Annotated in this window: 23 protein-coding genes; 13 read left to right on the forward strand and 10 right to left on the reverse strand. The window is 64.6% G+C overall.

Annotation, left to right across the window (positions count from 1 at the left end; genetic code table 11):
• Positions 1-3: 3 nt before the first annotated feature.
• From ACGFK1_RS24445 to ACGFK1_RS24465, 5 genes are read right to left on the reverse strand one after another with little or no spacing between them, the layout of a single operon-like run.
• Positions 4-1212, reverse strand: a complete 1209-nt coding sequence (locus ACGFK1_RS24445; RefSeq protein ID WP_393435439.1) for a CaiB/BaiF CoA transferase family protein — start codon at positions 1210-1212, stop codon at positions 4-6.
• Positions 1205-2092, reverse strand: a complete 888-nt coding sequence (locus ACGFK1_RS24450) for an SDR family NAD(P)-dependent oxidoreductase (protein WP_393435442.1) — start codon at positions 2090-2092, stop codon at positions 1205-1207. The genes ACGFK1_RS24445 and ACGFK1_RS24450 overlap by 8 nt, the downstream gene beginning before the upstream one ends.
• Complete coding sequence (locus ACGFK1_RS24455) at positions 2093-3943, reverse strand: flavin-containing monooxygenase (protein ID WP_393435445.1); 1851 nt, start codon at positions 3941-3943, stop codon at positions 2093-2095.
• Complete coding sequence (locus ACGFK1_RS24460) at positions 3940-5289, reverse strand: SRPBCC family protein (RefSeq protein WP_393435447.1); 1350 nt, start codon at positions 5287-5289, stop codon at positions 3940-3942. The genes ACGFK1_RS24455 and ACGFK1_RS24460 overlap by 4 nt, the downstream gene beginning before the upstream one ends.
• Before the next feature lie 9 nt (positions 5290-5298).
• Positions 5299-6150, reverse strand: a complete 852-nt coding sequence (locus ACGFK1_RS24465; protein ID WP_393435450.1) for an SDR family NAD(P)-dependent oxidoreductase — start codon at positions 6148-6150, stop codon at positions 5299-5301.
• Positions 6151-6287: 137 nt separating this feature from the next.
• Between ACGFK1_RS24465 and ACGFK1_RS24470 the strand changes: the two genes are divergently transcribed.
• The 5 genes from ACGFK1_RS24470 to ACGFK1_RS24490 are packed head-to-tail and all read left to right on the forward strand — an operon-like array spanning position 6288 to position 12425.
• Positions 6288-7883 carry an SMP-30/gluconolactonase/LRE family protein gene (locus ACGFK1_RS24470; RefSeq protein ID WP_393435452.1) on the forward strand — a complete coding sequence of 532 codons (1596 nt, stop codon included), beginning with the start codon at positions 6288-6290 and terminating at the stop codon, positions 7881-7883.
• Entirely contained in the window at positions 7880-8617 is a 738-nt protein-coding gene (locus tag ACGFK1_RS24475; protein WP_393435455.1) for a GntR family transcriptional regulator, read from the forward strand. The genes ACGFK1_RS24470 and ACGFK1_RS24475 overlap by 4 nt, the downstream gene beginning before the upstream one ends.
• 9 nt (positions 8618-8626) lie before the next feature.
• The gene (locus ACGFK1_RS24480; protein ID WP_393435458.1) at positions 8627-10192 is read left to right on the forward strand and encodes an AMP-binding protein; all 1566 of its coding nucleotides are present in this window, start codon (positions 8627-8629) and stop codon (positions 10190-10192) included.
• Entirely contained in the window at positions 10183-10956 is a 774-nt protein-coding gene (locus ACGFK1_RS24485; RefSeq protein WP_393435461.1) for an SDR family NAD(P)-dependent oxidoreductase, read from the forward strand. Before ACGFK1_RS24480 ends, ACGFK1_RS24485 begins: the two co-directional genes overlap by 10 nt.
• Positions 10953-12425: a long-chain fatty acid--CoA ligase gene (locus ACGFK1_RS24490; protein ID WP_393435464.1), complete on the forward strand. Its 1473-nt coding sequence runs from the start codon at positions 10953-10955 to the stop codon at positions 12423-12425. Before ACGFK1_RS24485 ends, ACGFK1_RS24490 begins: the two co-directional genes overlap by 4 nt.
• Before the next feature lie 3 nt (positions 12426-12428).
• Here the strand turns inward: ACGFK1_RS24490 and ACGFK1_RS24495 are convergent, their stop codons facing one another.
• Entirely contained in the window at positions 12429-13268 is an 840-nt protein-coding gene (locus ACGFK1_RS24495; protein ID WP_393435465.1) for an SDR family oxidoreductase, read from the reverse strand.
• Between the two features lie 130 nt (positions 13269-13398).
• Between ACGFK1_RS24495 and ACGFK1_RS24500 the strand changes: the two genes are divergently transcribed.
• From ACGFK1_RS24500 to ACGFK1_RS24535, 8 genes are all read left to right on the forward strand, one after another.
• The gene (locus tag ACGFK1_RS24500; RefSeq protein ID WP_393435467.1) at positions 13399-14064 is read left to right on the forward strand and encodes an SDR family oxidoreductase; all 666 of its coding nucleotides are present in this window, start codon (positions 13399-13401) and stop codon (positions 14062-14064) included.
• 51 nt (positions 14065-14115) lie between these two features.
• Positions 14116-14715: a TetR/AcrR family transcriptional regulator gene (locus ACGFK1_RS24505; RefSeq protein WP_393435469.1), complete on the forward strand. Its 600-nt coding sequence runs from the start codon at positions 14116-14118 to the stop codon at positions 14713-14715.
• 110 nt (positions 14716-14825) lie between these two features.
• Positions 14826-15473: a hypothetical protein gene (locus ACGFK1_RS24510; protein ID WP_393435792.1), complete on the forward strand. Its 648-nt coding sequence runs from the start codon at positions 14826-14828 to the stop codon at positions 15471-15473.
• A gap of 190 nt (positions 15474-15663) precedes the next feature.
• Positions 15664-17190: a nitric oxide reductase activation protein NorD gene (locus ACGFK1_RS24515; protein ID WP_393435472.1), complete on the forward strand. Its 1527-nt coding sequence runs from the start codon at positions 15664-15666 to the stop codon at positions 17188-17190.
• Positions 17187-17972, forward strand: a complete 786-nt coding sequence (locus ACGFK1_RS24520; protein ID WP_393435475.1) for a CbbQ/NirQ/NorQ/GpvN family protein — start codon at positions 17187-17189, stop codon at positions 17970-17972. The genes ACGFK1_RS24515 and ACGFK1_RS24520 overlap by 4 nt, the downstream gene beginning before the upstream one ends.
• Before the next feature lies 1 nt (position 17973).
• A complete protein-coding gene (locus ACGFK1_RS24525) occupies positions 17974-18102 on the forward strand; it encodes a hypothetical protein (RefSeq protein WP_393435478.1) in 129 nt (42 codons plus the stop codon).
• Positions 18099-18791: a hypothetical protein gene (locus ACGFK1_RS24530; protein WP_393435481.1), complete on the forward strand. Its 693-nt coding sequence runs from the start codon at positions 18099-18101 to the stop codon at positions 18789-18791. Before ACGFK1_RS24525 ends, ACGFK1_RS24530 begins: the two co-directional genes overlap by 4 nt.
• Positions 18792-18804: 13 nt before the next feature.
• A complete protein-coding gene (locus tag ACGFK1_RS24535) occupies positions 18805-19203 on the forward strand; it encodes a hypothetical protein (protein WP_393435483.1) in 399 nt (132 codons plus the stop codon).
• 71 nt (positions 19204-19274) lie between these two features.
• Here ACGFK1_RS24535 and ACGFK1_RS24540 read toward each other — a convergent pair whose 3' ends face one another.
• The 4 genes from ACGFK1_RS24540 to ACGFK1_RS24555 are packed head-to-tail and all read right to left on the reverse strand — an operon-like array spanning position 19275 to position 23873.
• Positions 19275-19712 carry an SRPBCC family protein gene (locus ACGFK1_RS24540; protein WP_393435486.1) on the reverse strand — a complete coding sequence of 146 codons (438 nt, stop codon included), beginning with the start codon at positions 19710-19712 and terminating at the stop codon, positions 19275-19277.
• 3 nt (positions 19713-19715) lie between these two features.
• Entirely contained in the window at positions 19716-19898 is a 183-nt protein-coding gene (locus ACGFK1_RS24545) for an antitoxin (protein ID WP_393435488.1), read from the reverse strand.
• Positions 19899-19908: 10 nt separating this feature from the next.
• A complete protein-coding gene (locus ACGFK1_RS24550; protein WP_393435491.1) occupies positions 19909-22290 on the reverse strand; it encodes a cation-translocating P-type ATPase in 2382 nt (793 codons plus the stop codon).
• Positions 22287-23873, reverse strand: a complete 1587-nt coding sequence (locus ACGFK1_RS24555; RefSeq protein WP_393435494.1) for a serine hydrolase — start codon at positions 23871-23873, stop codon at positions 22287-22289. Before ACGFK1_RS24555 ends, ACGFK1_RS24550 begins: the two co-directional genes overlap by 4 nt.
• Between the last annotated feature and the right edge of the window lie 7 nt (positions 23874-23880).

Here is a 23880-nt window from a genome sequence, read left to right on the forward strand (position 1 = left end):
CGGCTACTCCTGCCCGGCCGCATCGACGCTACGGTTTCTTACAAGATCCGGCTGATTTCCGTCATAAACCGTAGCCTCGGCGGCGATTTGGGTGAGCACGGCGTCGGTGTCCGCGCCCAGCAGCGGAGCCGGGCCTGCAACCTTTCCCGGGGTCCGGGAAAACCATGTCGGCACACCAGGAAACCGGACCGGCCCATACGGCGTGTCGACCGTCTCGAACAGCCCGACCGCGTTCAAGTGAGGATGCTCGAACAGGGAATCGGGCGTGTTGAGCGGCGCCGCGGGGATCTGGAGCTCGCGGAACAGCGCCAGCCACTCTTCGGTGGTGCGTTCGGCCATCGTCTCGGCCAACAGCCCGTAGACAGTGTCGATGTCGCGGGCTCGCTGCTCGAGCGTGGCATAGACGTCGGTCGCCCACGCGGGCCGCACGGCGTCGATGAACGCCTTCCAATGCTTGTCTGTGTAGATGAGCGCGGCGATGTGGCCGTCCTTGGTGCGGTACGGCTTGCGGTTCGGCGCGACCGTGCGCGGATACACGGCCGGGCCGAGCGGGGGATCGAACATCGCCCCATTAGCATGCTCGACCAGCATGAACGATGCCATCGTTTCGAACATGCTGACCTCGACCTCTTGGCCCTCCCCGGTGCGTTCCCGGTGGAACAGGGCCATCATCGTGGCGTACAGCGCGGTCAAGCCCGCGACCTTGTCGGCCATGATCGTGCCGACGAACGTGGCCTCGCCGGTCAGCTGTTCCTGTACGGCGGGGATCCCGCACTCGGCCTGGATGGTGTCGTCGTAGGCGGGCAGGTCCCGTTCCGGGCCCCGCCTGCCGTAGCCGTAACAGTTGGTGTACACGATGCCCGGATTCAGCGTCGCGACTCGTTGATAGTCGAAGCCGAGCTTGGCGATCGCCTTGGCCCGCATGGAGTGGATGAAAACGTCGGCGTCGCGGACCAGCGCCTCGAGCGCGGTTCTGTCCACCTCCGAACGCAGATCCAGCACCACACTGCGCTTGCCGCGATTGACGTTGGCGAAGACGCCGCTCATCCCCTGCGCCGGCCCCACCGAGATGAAGCGGGTGTTGTCTCCTTGTGGCGGCTCGATTTTGATCACGTCAGCGCCCATGTCGGCCATGATCTGTGTGCAGTACGGCCCCATCACCATCGCGGTGAGGTCCACAACGGATAAACCTGCAAGTGGCCCGCTAGACATTGCTCACCGCCATTCCGAAGCTGTACCGGATGTGGTCGCCGTGCCCATCGGGCACGACGGGGAAGATGACGGGCGTCGACGCGTCGCGTATTGCGGCGATGTGGTCGCCGACCTCCGCGATCGACCACGACGGCCGGTACACGCCTGGTGATTCAGCAACGACCGCCCTGGCCACCCTGCCGGCCAGCGCGATGAACATCTCCCCTGTCACACAGCACGATTCGTGTGCCAGCCAGCCCGCCACGGGCGCCACCAACTCGGCACCCATCGGTGGATACGCCGAGGTGTCGATTCCCTCTGCCATCCTGGTCACCGCCGCAGGCACGATGACATTGCTCATCACCCCGTGCGCGGCGCCTTCCATCGCGGCGACGTTCGAAAGGCCGATCACCCCCGCCTTGGCCACCGCGTAATTCGCCACCTCATGGTTGCCGTACAGTCCGCCGATCGACGAGGTGAGCACGATGCGGCCGTAGCCTGCCTCGCACATCACCGGAAAAGCCGGCCGCACGACATGAAACGCGCCACGCAGGTGCACGTCGACGACCGCGTTGAAGTCGTCGTAGGACATCTCTTTCAGCGATGCACGACGGACGTTTCCTGCGTTGTGGATCAGAATGTCGATGCGCCCGTAGCGCTCCAGGGCGGCATCGATGATGGCCTTGCCCCCTTCGGGGGTGGCGACCGAATCGGTGCTCGCGACTGCTTCGCCACCGGCATTGGTGATTTCCCGGACGACGTCTTCCGCCGGGTCCGCATCGATGTCGTTGACGACGACCTTGGCCCCCTGCGCCACGAGCAACAGGGCATACGAGCGACCCAGTCCTCTGCCGCCGCCGGTGACTACCGCCACTCGACCGTCGAATCTCAAGTCGGACATTTAGTTTCCGAGGACCAGACCATCGAGATCACCCTTGGCGCGCCATTCCTTCAGCAGGTCGTCGAAGGCATAGAAGCCTGCCATGTAGTAATCACCGAGGAACGATCGGACGCCTTCACCGAAACCGCGGCCCTCATTGTTGTAATAGCCTGGCGTGCAGGCGAGATCGAACGCCGACGTGTCGACGGCGATCTCCTTGATGGTGTTACCCCAGGCTTCCTGAGCCTGGATGCTCGGCTCGACGGTCGCCGCCTTTCGCTTCACCGCCTCGGCGATGATGTAGGCGATGTGCCGGGCCTGCTGCTCGAACATCGCCGTGGTGTTGGCGGAGACGCCACCCTGGATGAACCCGGTGTGGAATTGATTCGGGAATCCGTGGCTGGTGATCCCGTGCAGGGTCTTGTAGCCGTCGCGCCAGTGGTCGAACAGGGACAGCCCGTCGCGGCCTTCGATGGCGTCGATCGCGTACCGGCGGCTGATCTCGGTCGAGATCTCGAAGCCGCTCGCGAAGATCACGCAGTCGACCTCGTACTCGACGCCGTTGGCGACGATGCCCTTTTCCGTGAGCCTTTCGACGCCTTTGGACTCGGCCACGTCGACCAGCGTGACGTTCGGGCGGTTGAACGTCGGCAGGTATTCGTCGTTGCTGCACGGCCGCTTGCACAGGAACTGGTAATACGGCTTGAGCGCCTCCGCGGTTTCTGGGTCATCGACGATCGCTTCGACGCGGCGGCGTAGCCGCTCCATGATCTTGAAGTCCTCTTCCTCACGCATCGCCATGATCTGTTCAACGCCCAGCGACGCCGGATCATCGGAGGCGCCGACCCGGGCAGTCAAGTTGCGACCGAGCTCGGTCCAGAAATCACAGACCTGGTCGACAGCGTCGAAGATCACTCCGTCGCCGAACGGTGACCAGCGGTGGAAGTTGAGTTTGCGCTCCTCCTGCCAGCCTGGTCGCAACGACGCCGCCCACCGCGGATCCGTCGGCTCGTTGCCGCGGATGTCCACCGATGACGGTGTTCGCTGAAAGACGTACAGATGCTTGGAGTCTCGACCGAGATGCGGAACCAGCTGTACTCCGGTGGCGCCGGTGCCGACGAGGGCGACCCGTTTGTCGTGCAGCTTGTGCAGTCCACCGTTGGCGTCGCCGCCGGTGTAGTCGTAGTCCCACCGTGACGAGTGGAACATGTGGCCCTGATAGTCCTTGATACCAGTGATCCCTGGGAGCTTCGGACGGTTGTAGGAGCCCTGTGTCATGACGACGAAGCGCGCGCGAATGTCGTCGCCGCGATTGGTGGTCAGACGCCAGCGTTTGATCTTGTTGTCCCAGCGGACGGTGCGCACCTGGGTAGAGAAGATCGCCCCGTCGTAGAGACCGAAGTGCTTGCCGATCCTCTTGCAGTGCTCGAATATCTCCGCGCCGTCGGCGAACTTCTTCGAGGGCAGCACGTCGAGCTCTTCCAGCATCGGGATGTAGCAGTATGCGTCGTTGTCGCACTGGATGCCCGGGAATCGGTTCCAGTACCAGACGCCACCGAAATCACCGCCCATTTCGATGACGTGCACGTCGTCGACGCCGGCTTTCTTCAGGTAGGCACCCGCCAGCAGTCCGGCGATCCCGCCGCCAAGGACCACGACCTCGACGTCGTCATTGATCGGCGTGCGCGGAGTCACCGGAGTATGCGGGTCGACCTCGGCGAACTCCGCGAAGTCGTCCTTCAGTTCCAAGTATTGCGCCGCGCCCTCCGGCCGCAGCCGCTTGGCGCGCTCATGGGCGTACTTCTCGCGCAGCGCATCGATGTCGATATCGTCCGGCGTCTGCGTCGGTCCGCAGGTGTCAAGCGACGTCATATATCTGGAAGCTCTCTCGGTTCGCCGATGCCCATGTACTTGGACAGTTGGTAGTGAAGGTTGACCGTGCTGCGTTCGCGGTATGGATTGGGTTTGGTCCCGGGGAAGCCCGCCGATTTCATGCCCTGCTGCACTGCAGCCATGTTCGAGAAGTCCTGCGGTAGCACGGACAGCCAGTTCGGGCTCTCCTTCGGGGTGTACTGCCATTCCGTCTGCGGCTCTTGCCCTTTCGGGAACAGCTCGAAGGTCGCGACTTCGAAAATGCACCTGTTCGGGTCGTAGCTCGGATGCGGCTTAGCGGCGTAGCACAGCGCGCTGGTGAGGCCCTGGCCGATCTGGAAGTTGGGAAAGATCTGCCACGCGGTGCCGCTCTGCCCCAGAATGTCGGCAGGGATGGTCGGCCAGATCACGCCGCGCGCCTCGTCATCGCGGCGCGCCGACGACAGCCAGTGCTCGAGCACCGTATCGGCCGGGGTGCCTTCGGGCAGTTCGTCGACAAGGCGCTTGGCGGCATTCACCAGCGTCTGCGTGGTGGTGGCATTGGTCTCTTCCATTGTGTAAACCTGCATTTCGGCGGTCGAGATGCGCGGGTCCCCGGTGCCCAAGCGGATCTTCGACTTGGTCTCGTCCAAGCCATTCGGCGCGTCGTAGCCGATGTTGCTGTGCTTACCCTGCGCCTTCGCCCAGCCCTTGAACTCACCGAACTTGTTGAATTCCGGATGCGTGGTGAACACGTGGTAGGTCTCGTTGAAGGCCTCCATCGCGACCTTCCAGTTGCAGTCGAAATTCAACCACTTACGCCACTTGTAGCGCATGTTCTCCAGCCCGAACGGGTCCAGGATCTTCGCAGCGGGAAACAGGTAGTCCGCCAACGGTTCACAATCCGGGTCCATGTTGACGAACAGCCAGCCACCCCAGGTGTCCACCCGCACCGGGGCCAGATGGGTGTTCTGCGGCGTCAGCGCGCCCTTCCAGTCGTCCTGTTCGCGGATGTGCGTGCATGCGCCGTCAAGCCCGTACGTCCAGCCGTGGAAACCGCACACGAACGACTTGCGGGCCTTGCCGCATGCGTTCTTGGCGCCGTCAGGGGTGTCGACCAGTCGGCGGCCGCGGTGCATGCAGACGTTGTGATGCGCGGCGAATTCGGTTGGCCCCGTGCGTACCACGAGGATCGAGTCGTCGAGGATGTCGTAGGTGAGATAGTTGCCCACCTCGGGGATCTCCTCGACGCGCCCGACCTGCTGCCACACCTTGCGCCACAGCTTGTCTCGTTCGGCCCGGGCGTAGTCCTCCGAGATGTAGGCGTCCACCCCGATGGTCACCGGTTCCGAGAGTTCTTCTGTCATCGCATCCTCCTAGAACCGCCTGATGGCGTTGCGGAAGTCGTCGTCTTTGAGGAACAGGGAGGTGTTGTCGGCACCGAGGTGTGTCCATCTGAGATTGAGCCCACCGTCGACGAGCACCGTCTGGCCGGTGATGTAGCTGGATAGGTCTGACAGCAGGAACAGGATGGCGCCTGCCTGCTCCTCCGGCCGACCCCGCCGTCCCATTGCGATGGCTTGCCTGTCGCGTTCCGGGTCCTCGCCGGTGTACGTGCGGGACGCGTCCGTCGCCGTCACGCCGGGCGCGACCGCGTTGACGCGAATGTTGTCCAGCGCCAATTCAACTGCCATTGTTCGGGTCATCGCGGCCACCGCCGCCTTGGCCGTCCCGTACGCGATGTGAAACGGCGCGGTGTTCATCCCGCTGATCGACGATATCGAGACGATGGAGCCAGGATTGCCGTGCTCCCTAATTTCGCGGGCCACCGCCTGGCTCATGAAAAACGCCGTCTCCAGGTTCCTGGTGAACAGATCGCGCCAGTCGTCCCTGGTCACCCGCGTCGACGGCATCCACGTCGAGGGTTCCGCTCCCCCTGCCACGTTGACGAGCCCGTAGAGCTTGCCGTCGCTGCCACGGACCCGATCGATGACCGTCGCGATCCCGTCGTCGGTGGACGCGTCGGCAGCCACCGGCACGACAGCCAAGCCCTGCTGCGCCAGGGGGGCCACGTGCTCGTCGAGGTTCTCCTTCGACCGACTTACCGCGACAACGGTGGCGCCCGCCTGCGCGGCCATCCGCGTCACCGTGGTCCCGATGCCGCCACCGCCGGCACCCGACACGACAACGATGCGGCCATCCAGCCTCAACAGCCCGTCGGAGCTCATGTCATTTGTCCGGACAACATATGGTGCTCTGCATATTGCAGAACACTATTCCGCAGCGGGAATGTCGTCGTCAAGGGCGGTTCCGCTGAAAGATTAGCTATTGTCTGGACTATTCGAGCTTGATAGCGTGCGAGGTCATGAGCTCGTCCGTGCTGCAGGCCCGCTATGTGGCGAATCCGACCGCCACCGACGGATGGCAGCTCGAGCGGCTGACCGCGCCAAGCCGGCTGTTCGGCGCCAACGGTCTGCGCACCGGTCCCGACGGACGCGTCTACGTGGCACAGGTGACCGGCAGCCAGATCAGCGCGTTGGATCTGGACACCGGCCTGCTGGACACGGTCAGCGGCAAGGGCGGCGACATCGTCGCACCCGACGACGTGGCATTCGACTCCAGCGGAAACTTGTATGCGACCGAGGTAATGGATGGTCGGGTCAGCGTCCGCGAATCCGGGGGCCTCACCCGCGTACTGCGCGACGATCTTCCCTGCGCCAACGGCATCACCGTGCACCGTGATCGGTTGTTCGTCAACGAGTGCCGTGACGGGGGCCGGCTGATGGAGCTCGACGGCACCGGGTCCATCGTGCGAATGCTCGCCGAGAACCTACCCTCGCCCAACGCGATGGAGGTCGGTCCCGACGGCATGCTCTATTACCCGCTGATGACCGCCAACGAAATCTGGCAGATTGATCCCAACGGCGGTGAGCCACAACGGGTCACCAGTGGCCTCGGAGTGCCCGACGCGGTGAAGTTCGACTCCGAAGGCTTCATCGTGTCGACCCAGGTGGCCAGCGGGCAAGTGCTGCGGATCGATCCGCGGACGGGGGCGCAGACGTTACTCGCCCAATTGACCCCCGGCCTGGACAATCTCACCTTTGTCGGTGGCAGGCTGTTCGTGTCGAACTTCACTGGTTCGATCACCGAAATCCTTCCCGGCGGCGAGACGAGGACCGTGCTGCCGGGCGGACTGAACTGGCCGCTCGATCTCACGGTTGGCGATGACGGTGACCTCTATGTCGCCGACGGCACGTACTTCTACGTCGCGCGGGCCGGCGGTGCGCTCGAGACGGCGGGCATGCTGTTCTCGCCCGGCTATCCCGGTTTCCTGCGTGGCGTGGCCGCATCGGGGCCTGGCGAGTTCGTGGTGACGACCTCCGGCGGTCAGGTCGCCAAGTACCGCCCGCGCGATGGCGAAACCGATTATCTGGCAACTGACTTCGATCAGCTGTACGGAGTGGCGGTCGGTCCCGGTGATTTGGTGGTGTTCGCCGAACTCGGCACCGGTCGGGTGCACGCCCTTCGCTCGGGCAGCGTCGAGACCTTGACCTCAGGCTTGCGGGACCCGATAGGCGTCGCCTTCGACCAGGACGGCAATCCTCTCGTCGCCGAGGAGGGTCGGGTGGCGCGGCTGTCGGGCGGAGCCGCCGAAACCGTCGTCGACGGTCTGCACCGCCCGCAGGGCATCGTCGTCACCGACAGCCAGCTCTACGTCATGGATGCGGGTGTACGAGAAGTGATCGCGGTCGACCTCAACAGCGGTGAGCGCCGCACCATTGCCTCCGGTCTGCCGGTCGGCCCTCCGCCGGGCATAACACCCAAGCCGCTCAAGGGCATGCCACCCTTCTCCGGTCCGCAGGGCCCGTTCGCGGGCATCACAGCTGGATCCGATGGCACGCTTTACCTTTCGGCGGACGGCGACGGTAGCGTGTTCGCGCTCTACCGGGTGACGCGATGACGGTTTCGCCCGCCGACCACCGCTACCTTCAGGTCGCCAGGACCCTGCGCAAGGAGATCGTCGACGGGGTGTATCCGGTGGGATCGCAACTGCCGACGGAACACGAACTGTGCGAGCGGTTCGCGGTGAGCCGGTACACGATCCGCGAGGCGCTACGCAGGCTGCGCGAAGACAACCTGGTCGCATCGCGGCCGCGGGCGGGAACGCTTGTCGTGCCGCGTCCTACAGCGAATTCCTATGCGCAGGACGTGATGTCGATCAACGACCTGCTCGCATTCGCGACCGGGGCGCCATTCACGATCGAGTCGAACGCGATGGTGACGATCGACGATGACCTCGCCGCACGGACCGGCCTGACGGCAGGATCGGAATGGCTGGCGGTACGCGGCTACCGGCAGGCCGACGGCAGCCAGACACCGGTGTGCAGGACGGAGATCTACATCAACCGTGCGTTCGCGGCCGTGGGCAGGCTGTTGCAGCGACATTCAGGCCCTATCTTCCCGCTCATCGAAGACCTCTTCGGGGTGAGCGTCGTGGAGGTACATCAACAGATCGCGGCGGTGGTCGTGACGCCTGATCTGGCAGAGTTGCTCAAGATCGAAACCGGCAGCGCGGCACTCGAAATGCAACGGACGTACACGACGTCGGACGGGGAGATCGCGCAGGTCACCGTCAACACACACCCGTCGTCGCGATATCGCCATTCCATGACCATGCGCCGGGTCAAGAGTTAGGTTCTGCTCGTGAGGGTCGACGAAGATCGCGCGGCCGAGGCGTATCGCCAGGGGCTGTGGGTTCGCTCGACGCTCGCCGACTCACTGCGCGACGCCGCGCGAAGCACTCCCGATCGAACGGTGGTGGTCGACGGCGACATCCGACTCGACTGCCGGACGCTGCATGAGCGGGCCAGCACACTGGCGCATACGCTGATAGACCGGATGCCGCCCGGCAGCGTCGTATCGTTCATGCTGCCGAATTGGCATGAGGCCGCGGTCATCTACCTCGGTGCAACGCTGGCGGGCATGGTGGTCAACCCCGTGCTGCCGTCGCTGCGCGATCGCGAGTTGCACTTCATCCTGTCGGATGCGGGCAGTCGTGCCATCTTCGTCCCCGGCTACTTCGGCAAGCACGACTACGTCGCGATGATGGACCGCATCACCACGGACATGACCGCACCGCCCGAAGTCATCGTGCTCAGAGGTGATGCCGCCCGCCACACGCCGTATGAGTCGTTGTTCACCGATCGTGCTGCGGTCGGCCTTCCGGTGAAAGATCCCGATGCCGTCCGGATGATTCTCTACACCTCGGGTACCACCGGACGGCCGAAGGGTGTTCTGCACACCCATAACTCGATACATGCCCTGATCATGCAGATCGGTGAGCGATGGATGGTCGAAGAAGGCGACGTGTTCCTGGTGCCGTCACCGATCGCGCACATCGGCGGATCCATCTACGCATTCGAATGCCCCCTGCTGTTGGGCACCACCGCTGTGCTGATGCAGCGGTGGGACCCGGATTCCGCCGTCGCGCTGATGCGCTCCGAGCGCTGCACACACATGGCCGGGGCCACGCCGTTCCTCGTCGGCCTGCTGTCCGCAGCGGAGAAGGCCGGCACACGACTACCCGACCTCAAGGTGTTCATCTGCGGCGGTGCATCGGTGCCGCCGTCGCTGATCCGCAGTGCGGCCGGCTTTTTCGAGCGCGCAGCGGTCAGCCGTGTTTACGGATCGACAGAGGTGCCCGTCACTACGGTGGGCGCATTGGGCGACCTCGGACACGCCGCCGACACCGACGGCCGAGCGGGAATCGCCGATATCAAGGTCGTCGACGGCGAGATTCGAGCGCGCGGTCCGCAGATGCTGGTCGGCTACCTGCATCCAGGCGACGAGACCGACGCGTTCGACGATGCGGGGTACTTTCGCACCGGAGACATCGGCCGCTGGGTTGACGACGAATTCCTTGTGGTCACCGGTCGAGCGAAGGACATCATCATCCGCAACGGAGAGAACATCTCTCCCAAGGAGATCGAGGACATCCTCATCGGCCATTCGGGTATCGCCGAGGTCGCCGTGGTCGGAGTGCCCGACGAGCGCACGGGCGAACGCGCCTGCGCCGTCATCGTAGCCTGCGATCATCCGGGCCCCGATCTGGCCGAGCTACGCGAACTGCTGATCGGCGAAGGGCTCGCGAAGTTCAAAGTACCTGAGCAAGTTGAGATCTGGGACGCTCTGCCGAAGAACGACGCGGGCAAGGTGTTGAAGCACCGGATCCGGCAGCGGTTGACGAAGGTGGATGTCGAATGCAAGTAGCGATTGTGACGGGCGCGAGCAGCGGCATCGGCTTCGGGTGTGCGACCAAGCTTGCCGCGCAAGGCATGGCGGTCCTCGGCACGGGGCGCGATGCGGGCAGGCTGGCCGATCTGGAAAAGGGGATCAACGACGTCGATCGGGTCGCCACCCTCGCGGTCGACCTCACCGCCGACGACGCCCCACAACGGATCGTCGATCTAGCGGTCCAACGATGGGGGCGGATCGACTTCCTGATCAACAACGCGGGCGTGGGTAGCCCCAAGCCACTGCATGAGACCGATGACGAAAGCCTGGACTATTTCCTCGGTTTGATGTTGCGGGCCCCGTTCCGGTTGGCGCGTGACGTGATCCCCCACATGCAACCTGGGTCGGCGATCATCAACATCACCTCGACATTCGCCGTCGTCGGCGGCTTGCGTGGCGGCGCGTACTCAGCGGCCAAGGGCGGGTTGACGGCGCTGACCACACACATCGCCTGTCAATATGGCCCGCAGGGAATTCGGTGCAATGCGGTGGCCCCCGGCGTCACGCTGACCCCGATGGTGGCGACCCGGCTCAAGGACGAACGGTTCCGCAAGATGAACACCGAGATGACGCCATACCCCAGGCTGGGTGAGGTCGACGACATCGCCAGCACCGTGGCGTTTCTGTGTTCGGAGGGCGCGAGTTTCATCAACGGCCAAACGATCGTCGTCGACGGCGGATGGACGTCGACCAAGTACCTGTCCGACTTCGCGCTGAACTCCGAGTGGGTCGCGCGGTGAACCTGTTCGCCGTGCTCGACCAGGCCGCCTCGCGTTTCGGTGACCACGGCGCACTGTATCTCGGTGAGCAGCAACAGCAGACGTGGGCGGAGTTGCGAAACCGTTCGCTGCGGCTGGCCGCCTCGATCAGCGGGCTCGGCGCCCCTGGGGCGCGCATCGCAGTCGCCAGCGAGAACCGCCCGGAGATCGTCGAGTTGATGTTCGCGATCTGGGCGGCTGAGCGGGTATTCGTCCCCATCAACTACAAACTGCACCCCCGCGAGATGGTCCAGATCCTCGACGACGCCACGGTGACGCAGGTGTTCGCGTCGCCGAAGATCGCCGACGGCCTCGCTCCCGTGACCGGTGTCCCAGTCGACGTGATCGGCACGAATACCTACGAAAGTCGTTTCGGCGCAACAGCATTGGCACCGCCGGTGAACACCGATCCGGCGACGCTGGCGTGGCTGTTCTACACCAGTGGGACCACGGGCCGGTCGAAGGGCGCCATGCTGTCACACCGCAATCTGATGGCGATGACCGTCGCGCACCTCGCGGACTTCGACGACCCCGACCAGAACTGCAGCCTCATCCATGGCGCACCGATGTCACATGGGTCCGGGCTCTACGTTGCGCCTTACGTGCTGCGTGGTGCGCGGCAGGTGGTGCCCGCGTCGGGCGCGTTCGACCCCGAGGAGTTTCTCGACCTCTGCGAACATCATCCCGGCTGCAGCGCGTTCCTCGCACCGACCATGGTGCAGCGGCTGGTGCAGACCGGCCGGTCGTGCCCGCGCAACATGAAAACAGTGGTGTACGGCGGCGGTCCGATGTACGTCGACAGCCTGAAGAAGGCGATGGCGGCGTTCGGTCCGATCTTCGTGCAGTTGTACGGCCAGGGCGAGGCACCGATGACGATCACCGGCCTGCGGCGGGCCGACCACCTCGACGCCGACGACGGCACTCTTGGCTCGGTGGGGTATGCGCGCTCCGGCGTCGACGTCGCGGTGCTGGGACCGGACGGCAGACCCACCGCGATCGGCGAGATCGGCGAAATCGTCTGCCGCGGCGACGTGGTGATGTCCGGTTACTGGGAGAACCCGGGCGCGACCGCGGCGACACTCAAGGACGGCTGGTTGCACACCGGCGACATGGGATCCTTCGACGCCAATGGACTGTTGACGCTGCGGGACCGGTCCAAGGACGTGGTGATCAGCGGCGGAAGCAACATCTACCCGCGTGAAGTCGAGGAAGTGTTGATCGAGCACCCCGGGGTTGTCGAAGCGTGTGTGGTGGGCGCACCCGACGAGGAGTGGGGCGAGGTGGTGGTGGCGTTCATCGTCGGTTCGGCATCGGCTGCGGAACTCGACAAGCATCTCCTCGAGCGCATTGCCCGGTTCAAGCGGCCCAAGCGGTACGAGTTCGTCGACGAGATCCCCAAGAACAGCTACGGCAAGGTACTCAAGCGACAGTTGCGGGACCGACTCGGCTGACCATCACAGAACGGGTCGCCCACCAGTCACCGCGACCCTGGCCCCGCTGATGTAGCTGCCGTCATCCGACGCGAGCAGTACATAGGTGGCGGCCAGTTCGGCGGGCTGGCCGGCGCGGCCCAGCGGCGTGTCATCACCGAAATTCTGCACCTTCTCCGATGGCATCGTCGCGGGGATGAGCGGCGTCCAGATCGGACCGGGCGCCACACTGTTCACCCGAATCCCTTTCTCGCCCAACAACTGTGCCATGCTGGCCGAGAAGTTGGCGATCGCCGCCTTGGTCGCCGCGTACGGCGCCAGTGTCGGTGAGGGCATGTCGGAGTTGACCGACGAGCTACCGATGACCGACGAACCTGACGGCATGTGCGGAAGGGCGGCCTTGAGCAGATAGAAGTAGGCCCCGACATTCAACCGGAAGGTGTGGTCCCATTCCTCGTCGGAGATCTCGTCAAGGCTCTGGTGTGTCATCTGGTACGCCGCGTTGTTGACGAGGATGTCGACGCGGCCGAACTCGTCGACGGCCCTGTTGATCACCTCGCGGCAGTGGCCCGGATCGGAAAGGTCCCCGGCAATCAACACGCACTTTCGCCCCGCCTCCTCCACCAGGCGCGCGACATCCGCGGCGTCGTCGTCTTCATTGAGGTAGGCGATCAGCACGTCGGCGCCCTCGCGCGCGAACGCGATCGCCACGGCCCGACCGATGCCGCTGTCGCCGCCGGTGATCACCGCCTTCTTGCCGGTCAGCTTGCCCGACCCGCGGTACGTCTGCTCGCCGCAGTCCGGAACGGGGTCCATCTGCGCCTGAATACCTGGCACTGGCTGCTGTTGATCGGGAAAACCCATGGTCAGTCCTCTCTGGACGGCGGCTCGAACTCCCCTTGGTCTAGCCACTCTGGTTCGGCGGAAACGTCACCGGCGCCGGGAAGGTTCGGCGGTTTGCCACTCGGAATCGGGCACCCGTAGCATCGGCGTGATGCGCGTCGTGATCGCCGGTGGCCACGGCAAGATCGCACTGATCCTGGAACGGCTGCTCACGCAGCGGGGCGACTCGGTCGCCGCGTTCATCCGTAACGCCGACCACGCCGCCGATCTTCAGGCCGCCGGGGCACAGCCTGTGGTCCTCGACCTGGAGGACGCTGCGGTCGATGACCTGGTGCCGCATCTGGACGGCGCTGATGCCGTGGTTTTCGCCGCAGGGGCAGGTCCTGGCAGCGGGGCGGCACGCAAAGAATCGGTCGACCGCGACGCGGCGGTGCTGCTCGCGGACGCGGCCGAGCTGGCGAAAGTCCGCCGCTACGTGATGGTCTCCTCGATGGGCGCCGACGCCGAAGCGCCCGACGATATCGGGGACCCCGTCTTCGTCGCATACCTGCGAGCCAAGGGGGCCGCCGACGACGATGTCAGGGCACGTACCGCGCTCGACTCGACCATCGTCCGGCCCGGGATGCTCACAAACGACCCGGGCACAGGACGTGTGCACATAGCCGCGGACACCGGTCGCGGCAGCATCCCGCGGGCCGACGTCGCGGCCGTGCTACTGGCGATTCTCGATACCCCGGGTTCGGCAGGTCAGACCTTCGAGGTGATCTCGGGTGAAACACCAATCCCCGACGCGGTCACCAACCGCAAAGCAGACTGACTGCAGTCAATCGGCGGTGTCCGGGCTGGCACCGGTTGCTATCGTCGGAGCATGGCCGTGGTGGACAAACCCTCTGCGCGCGAGGCGAAAAGGCTACAGACGCGCGAGCGGTTGATGGGCGCCGCCATCGCCGAGTTCAAGCGATCAGGCATAGCCGACGCCGACGTCGGCGCGATCGTCGCCGCCGCCGGGGTTGCGCACGGCACCTTCTTCTTCCACTTTCCGACAAAACAACACGTCCTGCTGGAGCTCGAGCGCCGTGAAGAGGGCCGGATCGCCAAGCAGCTGAGCCGTTACGCCGACTCCGAGCACAACGTCGAGTCGATGCTCAAAGAAGCGGTTCGCCTGGTGCTCGGCCTGGAACGGCGGCTGGGTGCGATGTTGTTCAAAGACTTTCTTGCACTGCATTTTTCGCAGTCGCGTCCAAAGGACGAGAGCGGTGAGCACCCGGTTGTCGTAGAAGTCGCCATGGAGATCCAGCGCGCGAAGGAATCGGGACGGGTAGCGCCGGATGTCAATCCGACCAACAGCGCGGTGTTCTTCCTGCTCGGCCTCTACGCCCTTTTGACCACCACCCACAACTGGCCGAATCAGGGGGCGATGCTCGACGACTACGTGGCTAGGACATTGCGAGGCATCGAAGCGCGCTGATTGGTTGACTAAGGTCAGTTTCACTGAGAGGCTCTGGCTACCGACCGCCAGAGGAGCCTCTCGTGAAACCCGCAACGTTGACGGCGAGTGCCAGTGGCCTTGACGAACACATGGAGCAGTCGCGCCTCGCCCAGCGACAGGCTGACAAGTGGCTCATCTCGGGCAGCCTGCTGATCGGTACCGCGGCGCTCGGCGTATTCGGTCTCCCACTTTTCCTGCGCGGGGTCTGGTTGCTGCGCAAGGCGCAGCGCGAAGGGCTGACCGTTCGGCCGATGCTGGTGACGCTGCTTGGATATCTGGTCATCATCGACGCCGCCATCAACACCGTGGGATGGGCACTCGACCTGGTCGCCAACCATACGATCCTGGCTCGGATCCTGTTGAACGGCTGGGGCGCAATGTTCGACGCCGGCTACTTCTGGCACTACAACGAACTCTGGCTGGGCGGCGCCGCGGGGCCGGGCGAAAAGGCGATGGAGGTCGGGATGATCCTCACGGTCTTCACGATGCGGATCGCCGCGGCGATCGGGTTCCTGCAGATGAAGCGCTGGGGACACCAGTGGATGGTCGTCACCTGCTGGATGGGCGTGCTGATCTGGTGCCTGTACGTGTTCAACATGACCATGTACGCCGACGTGCGATACGCGGGCGTCGTTCTGCCTGTGGTCGGATGGTGGCTCTACGACATCTTCTACATCACCCCGTTCCTGGCCATCCCCTACCTGCATTCCGTCAACCGGGAGATCTTCTCCGACTGACACGTTGCTGACTCAACTCATTGACTTGAGTCAGCAACTAGGTTACAAAGGCAGACCATGACGCGCAGAGAGGCCTGACATGGATTGGATATGGGAGATCCTGCGCTACGTCGCGGCGTGGGGCGGCACCGGGTTGATCATCTGGTTCTGGTACTGGATGTTCTCCAACATCGGAACGTTCTGACCGACGATGACCGACCTGTCGCACGCGATGGCGGTCGAGCGTAGTTGTGCCCTGACGGCTGTCGCGTTGAGTGGACAGCGCCGCCAGGGTGCGCGACTGGTGACCGGCGATCATCGTGCCTTCAGCCTGAGTGCGAGCCTCGATTACGTGCACGTGCCATACCCGATGATCGACGCCGGTTGGACGCGTCGGACGCTGACTTGCGGTGTGGCTCTTCAATGCTCGCCGTCCAAGGATCGGGTCGCCGAGTACCGGCTCAACGAGCTGTCGGCACGCGAGCTTTCTGCCCTTGGCCTCATCGAAGCCGCCGTCGCCTTCGGATGGATCGCGTCGAACTGGCCAGGCCTCGTCAAGGAGATCCGGCGCGTGCAACCCGACCTGCAGCCTTTGCCGAATGATCTCGGTGCCGCAGAGATGCTGAACAGGGCCGTGGCGTTGGCTCGCACCGGCCAGGCTTTGAGCTTTCACCCGCTGGTCGGCAGATTGCCGTCGGCCTACACGTCACCGCACGGTTGGTCCGACAAGCTGCGTCGCACGTTCGGCAGGATGCCCTGGACCACAACGCAGAAACGGCTGCCGCGCCCGTACTCCGTGCCGGTCGGCGGTGAGGGCGGAGTTCGCAATCGGAACCTGCCTCCCCCCAGCCGGCCACAGGACAACGATCTCGACATCACACCGCAACACCGTCCCGGCATCCCGTACCCGGAGTGGAATGTGTGGACCCGAACATTCCTGCCCGACCACGTCGCGGTTCTCGAGCGCCCGCACCACAACCGCGCCCGCGACCCGGGCGCGGTGTCGACCGATCTACGGAAATGGTTCGAGCAGCGCACACATCGTGCGATGAGGAACCGCCTCGAAGACGGTTCCGATCTGGACGTCGATGAGTACGTGAGCCACTACATCGAGCTGACTGCTGGAAATGCGGTCGAGCCGCGTATCTTTCGCGAGCTGCTGCCCAGCGGCCGCGACGTCACCACGGCGCTGCTCCTCGACGGCAGCTCGTCTTTGGGGGTGCACGGCGGTCGGATCTTCAAGCTGGAGCTGGCATGTGCAGATGCGCTCTCGCGCGCCATGACCCACGCGCGCGAACGGCACGGCATCTTCGTGTTCACGGGAAACACCCGGCATCGCGTCGAAGTCAACTGTCTCAAGGATTTCCAGGATCGGCGGTTCGTGCCCCCGGGTCGGCTGGACTTGGCGACAGGTGGGTACACCCGCCTCGGAGCGCCGTTGCGGCATCTGACGAGCCGGCTTCTCGCACAGCCGTCCGAACGTCGACTGCTGATCGTGATCGGCGACGGCCTGATATCCGACGAAGGATACGAAGGCCGTTACGCGTGGGCCGACGCCGCGCACGCGGTCGAAGAGGCCAACGATGCCGGTGTGTCGATCTACTACGTGGGCGTGGGACCGACGCGGGTCGACCCGCTGCCAGAAGTGTTCGGACCCCGTCGCTCGCAACGCATCCGGCGGGTCGACGACCTGCCGCGGGTGCTTGCCCATGTACATCGGGAATTGGTGGCCGCATGAGCGAGAACTACTACGCGAACGGCAACGAGGTTCAGTTGTTCGAGCAGGCGTATCACCAGCGGCTGCCTGTGATGCTCACCGGGCCGACCGGATGCGGTAAGACCCGGCTGGTCGAACACATGGGCCTGCTGCTGCGACACCCGGTCGTCACGATCAGCTGTCACGACGATCTGACGAGCTCCGACCTCGTCGGCCGGTTCATGGTGACTGGCGGTGATGTGGTGTGGACCGACGGTCCGCTCACCAGAGCCGTCAAGGCAGGCGCGATCTGCTACCTCGACGAGGTCGTCGAGGCGCGCCACGACTCGCTGGCCATCCTGCACTCGTTGACCGACCACCGTCGCGCGTTGTATCTCGACCGTGCAGGCGAAGTCGTGCAGGCTCCCGATACTTTCATGCTGGTCTGCTCGTACAACCCCGCCTATCGCAGCTCGCTGAAAGAGCTCAAGCCGTCGTTTCGGCAGCGATTCGTCACGCTGCCGATGAGATATCTGGCGGCCGACCGCGAAGCCGAGGTGATCGTGTCCGAAGCCGCCATCGAGCTGGCGACGGCCAACCGGCTTGTGCAGTGTGCGACCGCCATCCGCACCGCCGACGACGCGTTTCATTTCGAGCCGCCGTCGACTCGGGTGCTCGTCACCGCCGCACAGCTGATCGCAGCTGGCGCAACGGAATTGGATGCCGCCGAGGCCTGCATCCTGGCGCCGTTGTCGACCGAAGGAGCAATCACCGACGGCTTACGCGAAGTCGCGGTGGCCAGTCTTTTGGAGGGAGCCAACTGACATGGATCTGAAGGAGAAGAAGCGTAAAAGGGCGCTCATCGTCCTGCAAATAGTCATCTACGGCTACCTATTGGCGATGTTCGGCATCCAGCTGTACATGTCCTTCGCGCGGGGGTGGTGGGGTTTGTGAGTTTGGACGAGCGGACCGGCACGGTCAGCCTCGACGGGCACCATGAACAATCGCGCCTGGCCCAACGCCGGGCGGACAAGTGGATGATCGTCGGCGCCGGCCTGATGGGGATGTGGGCGCCGGGAATCTTCGGGTTGCCCATTTTCCTGCGGGGGGTTTGGCTGCAGCGACAGGCCGCCCGCGCCGGTCTGTCCATGCGGCCGATGATCGTCACGCTGATCGGCTATCTCGTCTTGATCGACGGCATGCTGAACAGCCTGGGCTGGGCGCTGGATCTGGTCGCCAACCACACGCTGATCAACCGAGTGCTGATGGTCGGGTGGGGCGCCATGTTCGATGCCGGCTACTTCTGGCACTACAACGAATTCTGGGTCGGCGGCGCCGCGGGGCCTGGTGAGAAATCCATGGTGTTCGGGATGATCCTGACCGTCTTCGCGATGCGGTGCGCCGCTGCGATCGGGTTCCTGCAGATGAAGCGGTGGGGACACCAGTGGATGATCGTCACCTGCTGGATGGGCGTGCTGATCTGGTGTCTGTACGTGTTCAACATGACCATGTACGCCGACGTGCGTTACGCCGGGGTGGTGTTCCCGGTGATCGGCTGGTGGCTCTACGACATCTTCTACATCACCCCATTTCTCGCCATTCCGTATCTGCACACGGTCAACCGCGAAATCTTTTCCGACTGAACGGAGCTCCGCTATGACTACTTCCGCCGAGGAGAAGGTCGACGACCTGCCGCCGGGCACCACGCCCTACTACGCGAACATGCACAAGTGGATCAAGCGCGCGGTGCTGGTCTGCCTCGTCGCGCTCGTCATCGAGGGGGCATTCACGCTGCCGTTCATGGCGGTGTACTACGGCTATCCGACGTTGAGCCTGACCGAGATCTGCAGCGAGCTGCTGAAAGTCCGCTACTCCGACGACACGTTGGAATGCAAGGTGCCGTATCCGCCGCTGGGTCCGCCCGAGGGCGCCGAGGGAAAGGACACCGCACGGGACGAGTGGGGCATCCAGCCGGTGCCCAAGTACCACCGCATCGGCTTCCGCGAACTGGTCCGCATCCACGAGGAGCGGATCGCCAGGCAGGGTGGCGGCTGAGCCCTGCGCGAGCAGACGCAAAAGTGCCCAAAATCGGCCGAGAACAGACACTTTTGCGTCTGCTCGCGCTACTACGCCGGGGCGAAGACCGACTTGAACCGGTTCAGCGATTCGCGGATGTCGCCCTTGAGCGCGCCCGCGACGACCATGCCGATCGGCCCGAACAACGCAGGGCCGCCGAGGTGCACGTCGAAAGTGACCGTCGAGCCCTCGGCAGCAGGCTTCACCTTGCCGATCAGTTTCACCTTCACGCCACCCTTGCCGTCACCGTTGAGGGTCATCGCCTCCGGCGGCTTGTAGTGGACGATGGTCCACCTGATCCGGTTCGGCATGCCCTTCACCTCGACGATGGATTCCAGGGTGGTGCCCTTCTCCAGCGTCTCGGGCAGCTTCGATCGCCACACCCGATGAATGGACAGCCATTCCTTGTACCGGGACAGGTCGGAGGCGGACTCCCACGCCTTCTCCGGCGCTAGCGGGACGTCGACGGAGACGGAAAGTTTGGCCATGGATCAGTTCTGTTGAGGAGGGGTCTTGTCGACGGCCTTCTTGGCGGCGTCCTGCACCTTGTCGACCTGGCTCGCGTACTTGCCCTGCGTCTTCTGGTCGACGATGTCACCGGCCTTGTCGATGGCGCTGTCCACTGCGCCCTTGTTCTTCGAGGCCAGGTCTTTCAGCTTGTCCAGAAATCCCATGCGGCCAACCCTACCGCTTCTTCCACAGCGTTCGGCGCTCCCCTAGAATCCGCCCCTGCACCCACCAGAGCACCTCAATCGCGGAAGCTCCGAGCAGGCCAATGCCCACGGCAATCGCGGTGATCTCGAGGTTCGACGGGTCGACCATGAACGTCTCCTGCGCCACCGGAACCGAGAAGATCACCAGGTACGCCAGGACGGACGCCATGACCAGCGCGACACGCCACCATTCATACGGACGTGCGACCACAGCCAGCACCCACAGTGCGGACATCAGCAACGTGATCAGCGCGGCCGTCGTGGCCTGCGTCTGCTCAACCGCCGAGGCCTGGCGGCCCTGATACGCCGCCAGATACGACGCGAACGTGGCGATGCCGACGAACAGGCCCGACGGCAGCGCCGACGTGATCACACGGCGGACGAAACCGGTGTGCGCGCGTTCGTTGTTCGGTGTCAGCGAAAGAATGAACGCCGGAATGCCGATCGTGAACCACGCTGCGATCGTCACGTGGATCGGCTGAAACGGGAACAACAGCGGATTGGTTCCGAAGATCTTGGCGGCCAGCCCTGTCAGACCGACGAGGATGGCGAGCAGCACGGAGTACACGGTCTTGGTCAAGAACAGGTTGGAGACCCGTTCGATGTTGCCGATAACCCGACGCCCCTCGGCGACCACGTGCGGTAACGTCGCGAACTTGTTGTCCAACAACACAATTTGCGCTACCGCCCTGGACGCGGAGCTGCCCGACCCCATCGCGACACCGATGTCGGCATCCTTGAGCGCCAACACGTCGTTGACCCCGTCGCCGGTCATCGCGACGGTGTGCCCTCGGGACTGCAGCGCGCGCACCATGGCCCGCTTCTGATCGGGCCGCACCCGGCCGAAGGTGGTGTACTCCTCGAGCGTGTCGGCCAGCCTGTCGTTGTCGCCGGGCAATTGGCGGGCGTCCATCGTCTCGCCGTGCAGGCCGAGTGAGTCCGCCACCGCGCCCACCGACACCGCGTTGTCCCCGGAGATGACCTTGACCGAAACCTGCTGCGAAGCGAAGTAATCCAGCGTGTCGCGGGCGTCGGGACGAACCCGCTGCTCGAGCACCACCAACGCGACCGGCGTGACGGTGCCGGGCGCGTCAGAGTGGTCGACGGGCAGGTCGCTAGAGGCCAGCAGCAACACCCGCAGCCCGAGAGAACCGATCTGTTCGGCCTGTTTCGCAGCGGGCGACCCCAGTTCGAGCAGCACGTCAGGCGCCCCGATCACCCAGTTGCCGTGCTCGCCGTAGGACGCACCGCTCCACTTGGTGGACGACTTGAACGGCGCGGTCGCCGTCGGCGTCCAGCCGGGCGGCATCTTGTAGGCCTCACCGATCGCCGCCATGCTGGCGTTCGGTCTGGCGTCGTCGGCGGCGAGTTGCGCCAGCACGTCACCAACGGAGTCCTCGTTCAGCGCCTCGAGATCCGCTACCCGCATCCCGTTTTCGGTCAGCGTGCCGGTTTTGTCGGCGCACACCACGTCGACGCGGGCCAGCCCTTCGATCGCGGGCAACTCGTTCACCAGGCACTGGCGCCGTCCGAGCCGAATCACTCCGACGGCGAACGCGATCGACGTCATCAGCACCAGCCCCTCGGGCACCATCGGCACCAGTGCGCCCACCATTGCGAGCACCGCCCGCCGCCACCCCACGTCGGTGGTGAACAGTTGGGTGTAGATGGTGAGCAGTCCGGCAGGCCACAGCAGGTAGGTGATGAACTGCAGGATTCTGTTGATGCCGCTGCGCAATTCGGAGTTCACCAACGTGAACCTGCTGGCCTCCTCGGCAAGTCTCGCCGCGTATGCCTCGTGCCCCACCTTGGTGGCGCGGTATGCGCCTGCGCCGGCAACGACGAAGCTGCCCGACATCACCGTGTCGCCCGCGTCTTTCGCGATCGGGTCGGCCTCTCCGGTCAACAGTGATTCATCGACCTCGAGAGTGGTCTCCTCGAGGACCTCACCGTCGACGACGATCTGATCGCCTGGTCCGATCTCGATGACGTCGTCGAGCACCACCTCGCCGGGCAGCACCGGCGCGGTGCCGGATTGCCTGCGCACCAGCGGTTTCGCCTGCCCAACGATGGCGAGTTGGTCGAGCGTCTGCTTGGCGCGCAGTTCCTGGATGATGCCGATGGCGCTGTTGGCGATGATCAGCAAGCCGAACAATCCGTTGATCACCGACCCGGTGCACAGCACGATGATCAGCAGCACACCCAGGATCGCGTTGATGCGGGTGAAAACGTTGGCCCTGACGATGTCGGACACGCTGCGCGCCGCACGGGTCGGCACGTCGTTGGTCTTGCCCTCGGCTATCCGCTGGGCGACCTCGGCGTCGCTCAGGCGCGTCGCGATAGTGGTGGTCACTTCGTGAACGTCCCGTTCCTGGCCGCGTCGTAGTACTCGAGCGTGAGCGCGTTGCCGTCGAAGGTCGCCTTGGAAACTGATCCCGGCGGTGAGTTCTCCGAAACCCACTCATAGGTGAACACGTTGCCGTCCCAATGACGCAGTGGCACATCGAGTATCGTGCCCAGCGCGAGGTGGAGCACCCCGTCCTTCTCGGTGACGCGCGCGGGACCCCAGTAGTCGTTGCGGTAGGTGCCGACGTAGGAAGCCAGCGGGGCGGCGGGCGCGGGGTTCGGCGGTGGCTTCTGGCCGACCAGCGATCCAGTCGGCTGTTCCATCTGGTTGAAGATGTCGCCGTAGAGCTTGTACCAGTCCTCGCGCACCTCGCCGAACTGAACGAGATCGGCGAATTCGGCGGTCAGCGATTCCGGCACACCAGACGGTGTGGCGTTGGTGAGCGCGACGATCGCCACGTCGGCCGACGGCAGGATGACGAAGTTGGTGCCTGCGCCCAGTTCGAAAGCCCCGGAATGGCTCAACGCCATCCGCGCCGCCGACGTCGCGCTGACGTTGAAGCCGAAGCCATAGAACCCAGACCGCATCGCGGGCTCCGACGCCGGACTCGACACGACCTGCGGTGTCACCGCGGGTAGCAACGCCTTCGAATCGATGACCTGCCTGCCGTCGTGGCCGCCGTCGGCGAGCACCATTGCCAGCCAGCGGGTCATGTCGTTGAGCGACGAACTCGCCCCGCCCGCGGGGGATTCGGGGTCAGCGTCGCGCATATAGCGCGGTTCGTATCTGCCGTCGACGTGAATGTGGCCGACGGCGCGGTCCTGCCGGGTGTGGTAATCGGCGAACCGGAAGCTGGTCGACGCCATCCCCAACGGGCGCAGCAGCACGTCGTCGGCGAGATCTTCCCAGGCCTTACCGGCGCTCATCGCAACGGCTTCCGCGCCAGCGGTGAAGCCAAAGTTGGTGTAGGCATAGGAAATTCGGAACGGATCGAGCGGCAGCTGGCGAAGTTGCCCGAGCACATGGCGCCGGTCGTAACCGAGGTCTTCGAGCATGTCGCCCGCATGGTCGGGCAGCCCGGAGCGGTGCGAAAGCATGTCTCCAACGGTGACCATCTGCGTGACGGTCGGGTCCGAGAGTGCAAACCATGGCAATTTGGTCACGACCGGGGTATCCCAGCCGACCGCGTTGACGCCGACTTGCTGTGCGACGACGGTCGACGTCAACGATTTGGACAGCGAGGCCAGCTGGAACACGGTATCCGGGCCGACCTTGTTGTTCGGCTCATCGGCTGCACTTGTGTCCTTCACGCCGAAGCCCTTGGCGTACACGGTCTTCCCAGCGTGCACCACGGCGACCGCCATACCGGGGATACCGGATTTCTTCATCAGGGAGCCGACGATGCCGTCGAGTTTGGCCACCGCGTTGTCGACGGCCTTGTCGGGCAGGGCCATCGCGGGCACCAGCGGCGGCGGCTGATCGGACAAGGTCTGCGCAGTCGGCGGCGGCGCCTGCTCAACCGGTTTCGCGCAGCCCGCTGCCAGTGCGAGCACCAGCGCGGCAACGCTCGCCTTGGCCAGTGCGTTCATGCCGTGA

Origin of the sequence: Mycobacterium sp. NPDC048908, assembly GCF_043197955.1 — a bacterium.
Classification (GTDB): Bacteria; Actinomycetota; Actinomycetes; order Mycobacteriales; family Mycobacteriaceae; genus Mycobacterium.

Excerpts from the sequence above, each read along its gene's own strand:
- ACGFK1_RS24445 (WP_393435439.1), bottom strand. The coding sequence starts at position 1,212 with ATGTCTAGCGGGCCACTTGCAGGTTTATCCGTTGTGGACCTCACCGCG.
- ACGFK1_RS24450 (WP_393435442.1), bottom strand. The coding sequence starts at position 2,092 with ATGTCCGACTTGAGATTCGACGGTCGAGTGGCGGTAGTCACCGGCGGC.
- ACGFK1_RS24455 (WP_393435445.1), bottom strand. The coding sequence starts at position 3,943 with ATGACGTCGCTTGACACCTGCGGACCGACGCAGACGCCGGACGATATC.
- ACGFK1_RS24460 (WP_393435447.1), bottom strand. The coding sequence starts at position 5,289 with ATGACAGAAGAACTCTCGGAACCGGTGACCATCGGGGTGGACGCCTAC.
- ACGFK1_RS24465 (WP_393435450.1), bottom strand. The coding sequence starts at position 6,150 with ATGAGCTCCGACGGGCTGTTGAGGCTGGATGGCCGCATCGTTGTCGTG.
- ACGFK1_RS24470 (WP_393435452.1), top strand. The coding sequence starts at position 6,288 with ATGAGCTCGTCCGTGCTGCAGGCCCGCTATGTGGCGAATCCGACCGCC.
- ACGFK1_RS24475 (WP_393435455.1), top strand. The coding sequence starts at position 7,880 with ATGACGGTTTCGCCCGCCGACCACCGCTACCTTCAGGTCGCCAGGACC.
- ACGFK1_RS24485 (WP_393435461.1), top strand. The coding sequence starts at position 10,183 with ATGCAAGTAGCGATTGTGACGGGCGCGAGCAGCGGCATCGGCTTCGGG.
- ACGFK1_RS24495 (WP_393435465.1), bottom strand. The coding sequence starts at position 13,268 with ATGGGTTTTCCCGATCAACAGCAGCCAGTGCCAGGTATTCAGGCGCAG.
- ACGFK1_RS24500 (WP_393435467.1), top strand. The coding sequence starts at position 13,399 with ATGCGCGTCGTGATCGCCGGTGGCCACGGCAAGATCGCACTGATCCTG.
- ACGFK1_RS24505 (WP_393435469.1), top strand. The coding sequence starts at position 14,116 with ATGGCCGTGGTGGACAAACCCTCTGCGCGCGAGGCGAAAAGGCTACAG.
- ACGFK1_RS24510 (WP_393435792.1), top strand. The coding sequence starts at position 14,826 with ATGGAGCAGTCGCGCCTCGCCCAGCGACAGGCTGACAAGTGGCTCATC.
- ACGFK1_RS24515 (WP_393435472.1), top strand. The coding sequence starts at position 15,664 with ATGACCGACCTGTCGCACGCGATGGCGGTCGAGCGTAGTTGTGCCCTG.
- ACGFK1_RS24520 (WP_393435475.1), top strand. The coding sequence starts at position 17,187 with ATGAGCGAGAACTACTACGCGAACGGCAACGAGGTTCAGTTGTTCGAG.
- ACGFK1_RS24525 (WP_393435478.1), top strand. The coding sequence starts at position 17,974 with ATGGATCTGAAGGAGAAGAAGCGTAAAAGGGCGCTCATCGTCCTGCAA.
- ACGFK1_RS24535 (WP_393435483.1), top strand. The coding sequence starts at position 18,805 with ATGACTACTTCCGCCGAGGAGAAGGTCGACGACCTGCCGCCGGGCACC.
- ACGFK1_RS24540 (WP_393435486.1), bottom strand. The coding sequence starts at position 19,712 with ATGGCCAAACTTTCCGTCTCCGTCGACGTCCCGCTAGCGCCGGAGAAG.
- ACGFK1_RS24545 (WP_393435488.1), bottom strand. The coding sequence starts at position 19,898 with ATGGGATTTCTGGACAAGCTGAAAGACCTGGCCTCGAAGAACAAGGGC.
- ACGFK1_RS24555 (WP_393435494.1), bottom strand. The coding sequence starts at position 23,873 with ATGAACGCACTGGCCAAGGCGAGCGTTGCCGCGCTGGTGCTCGCACTG.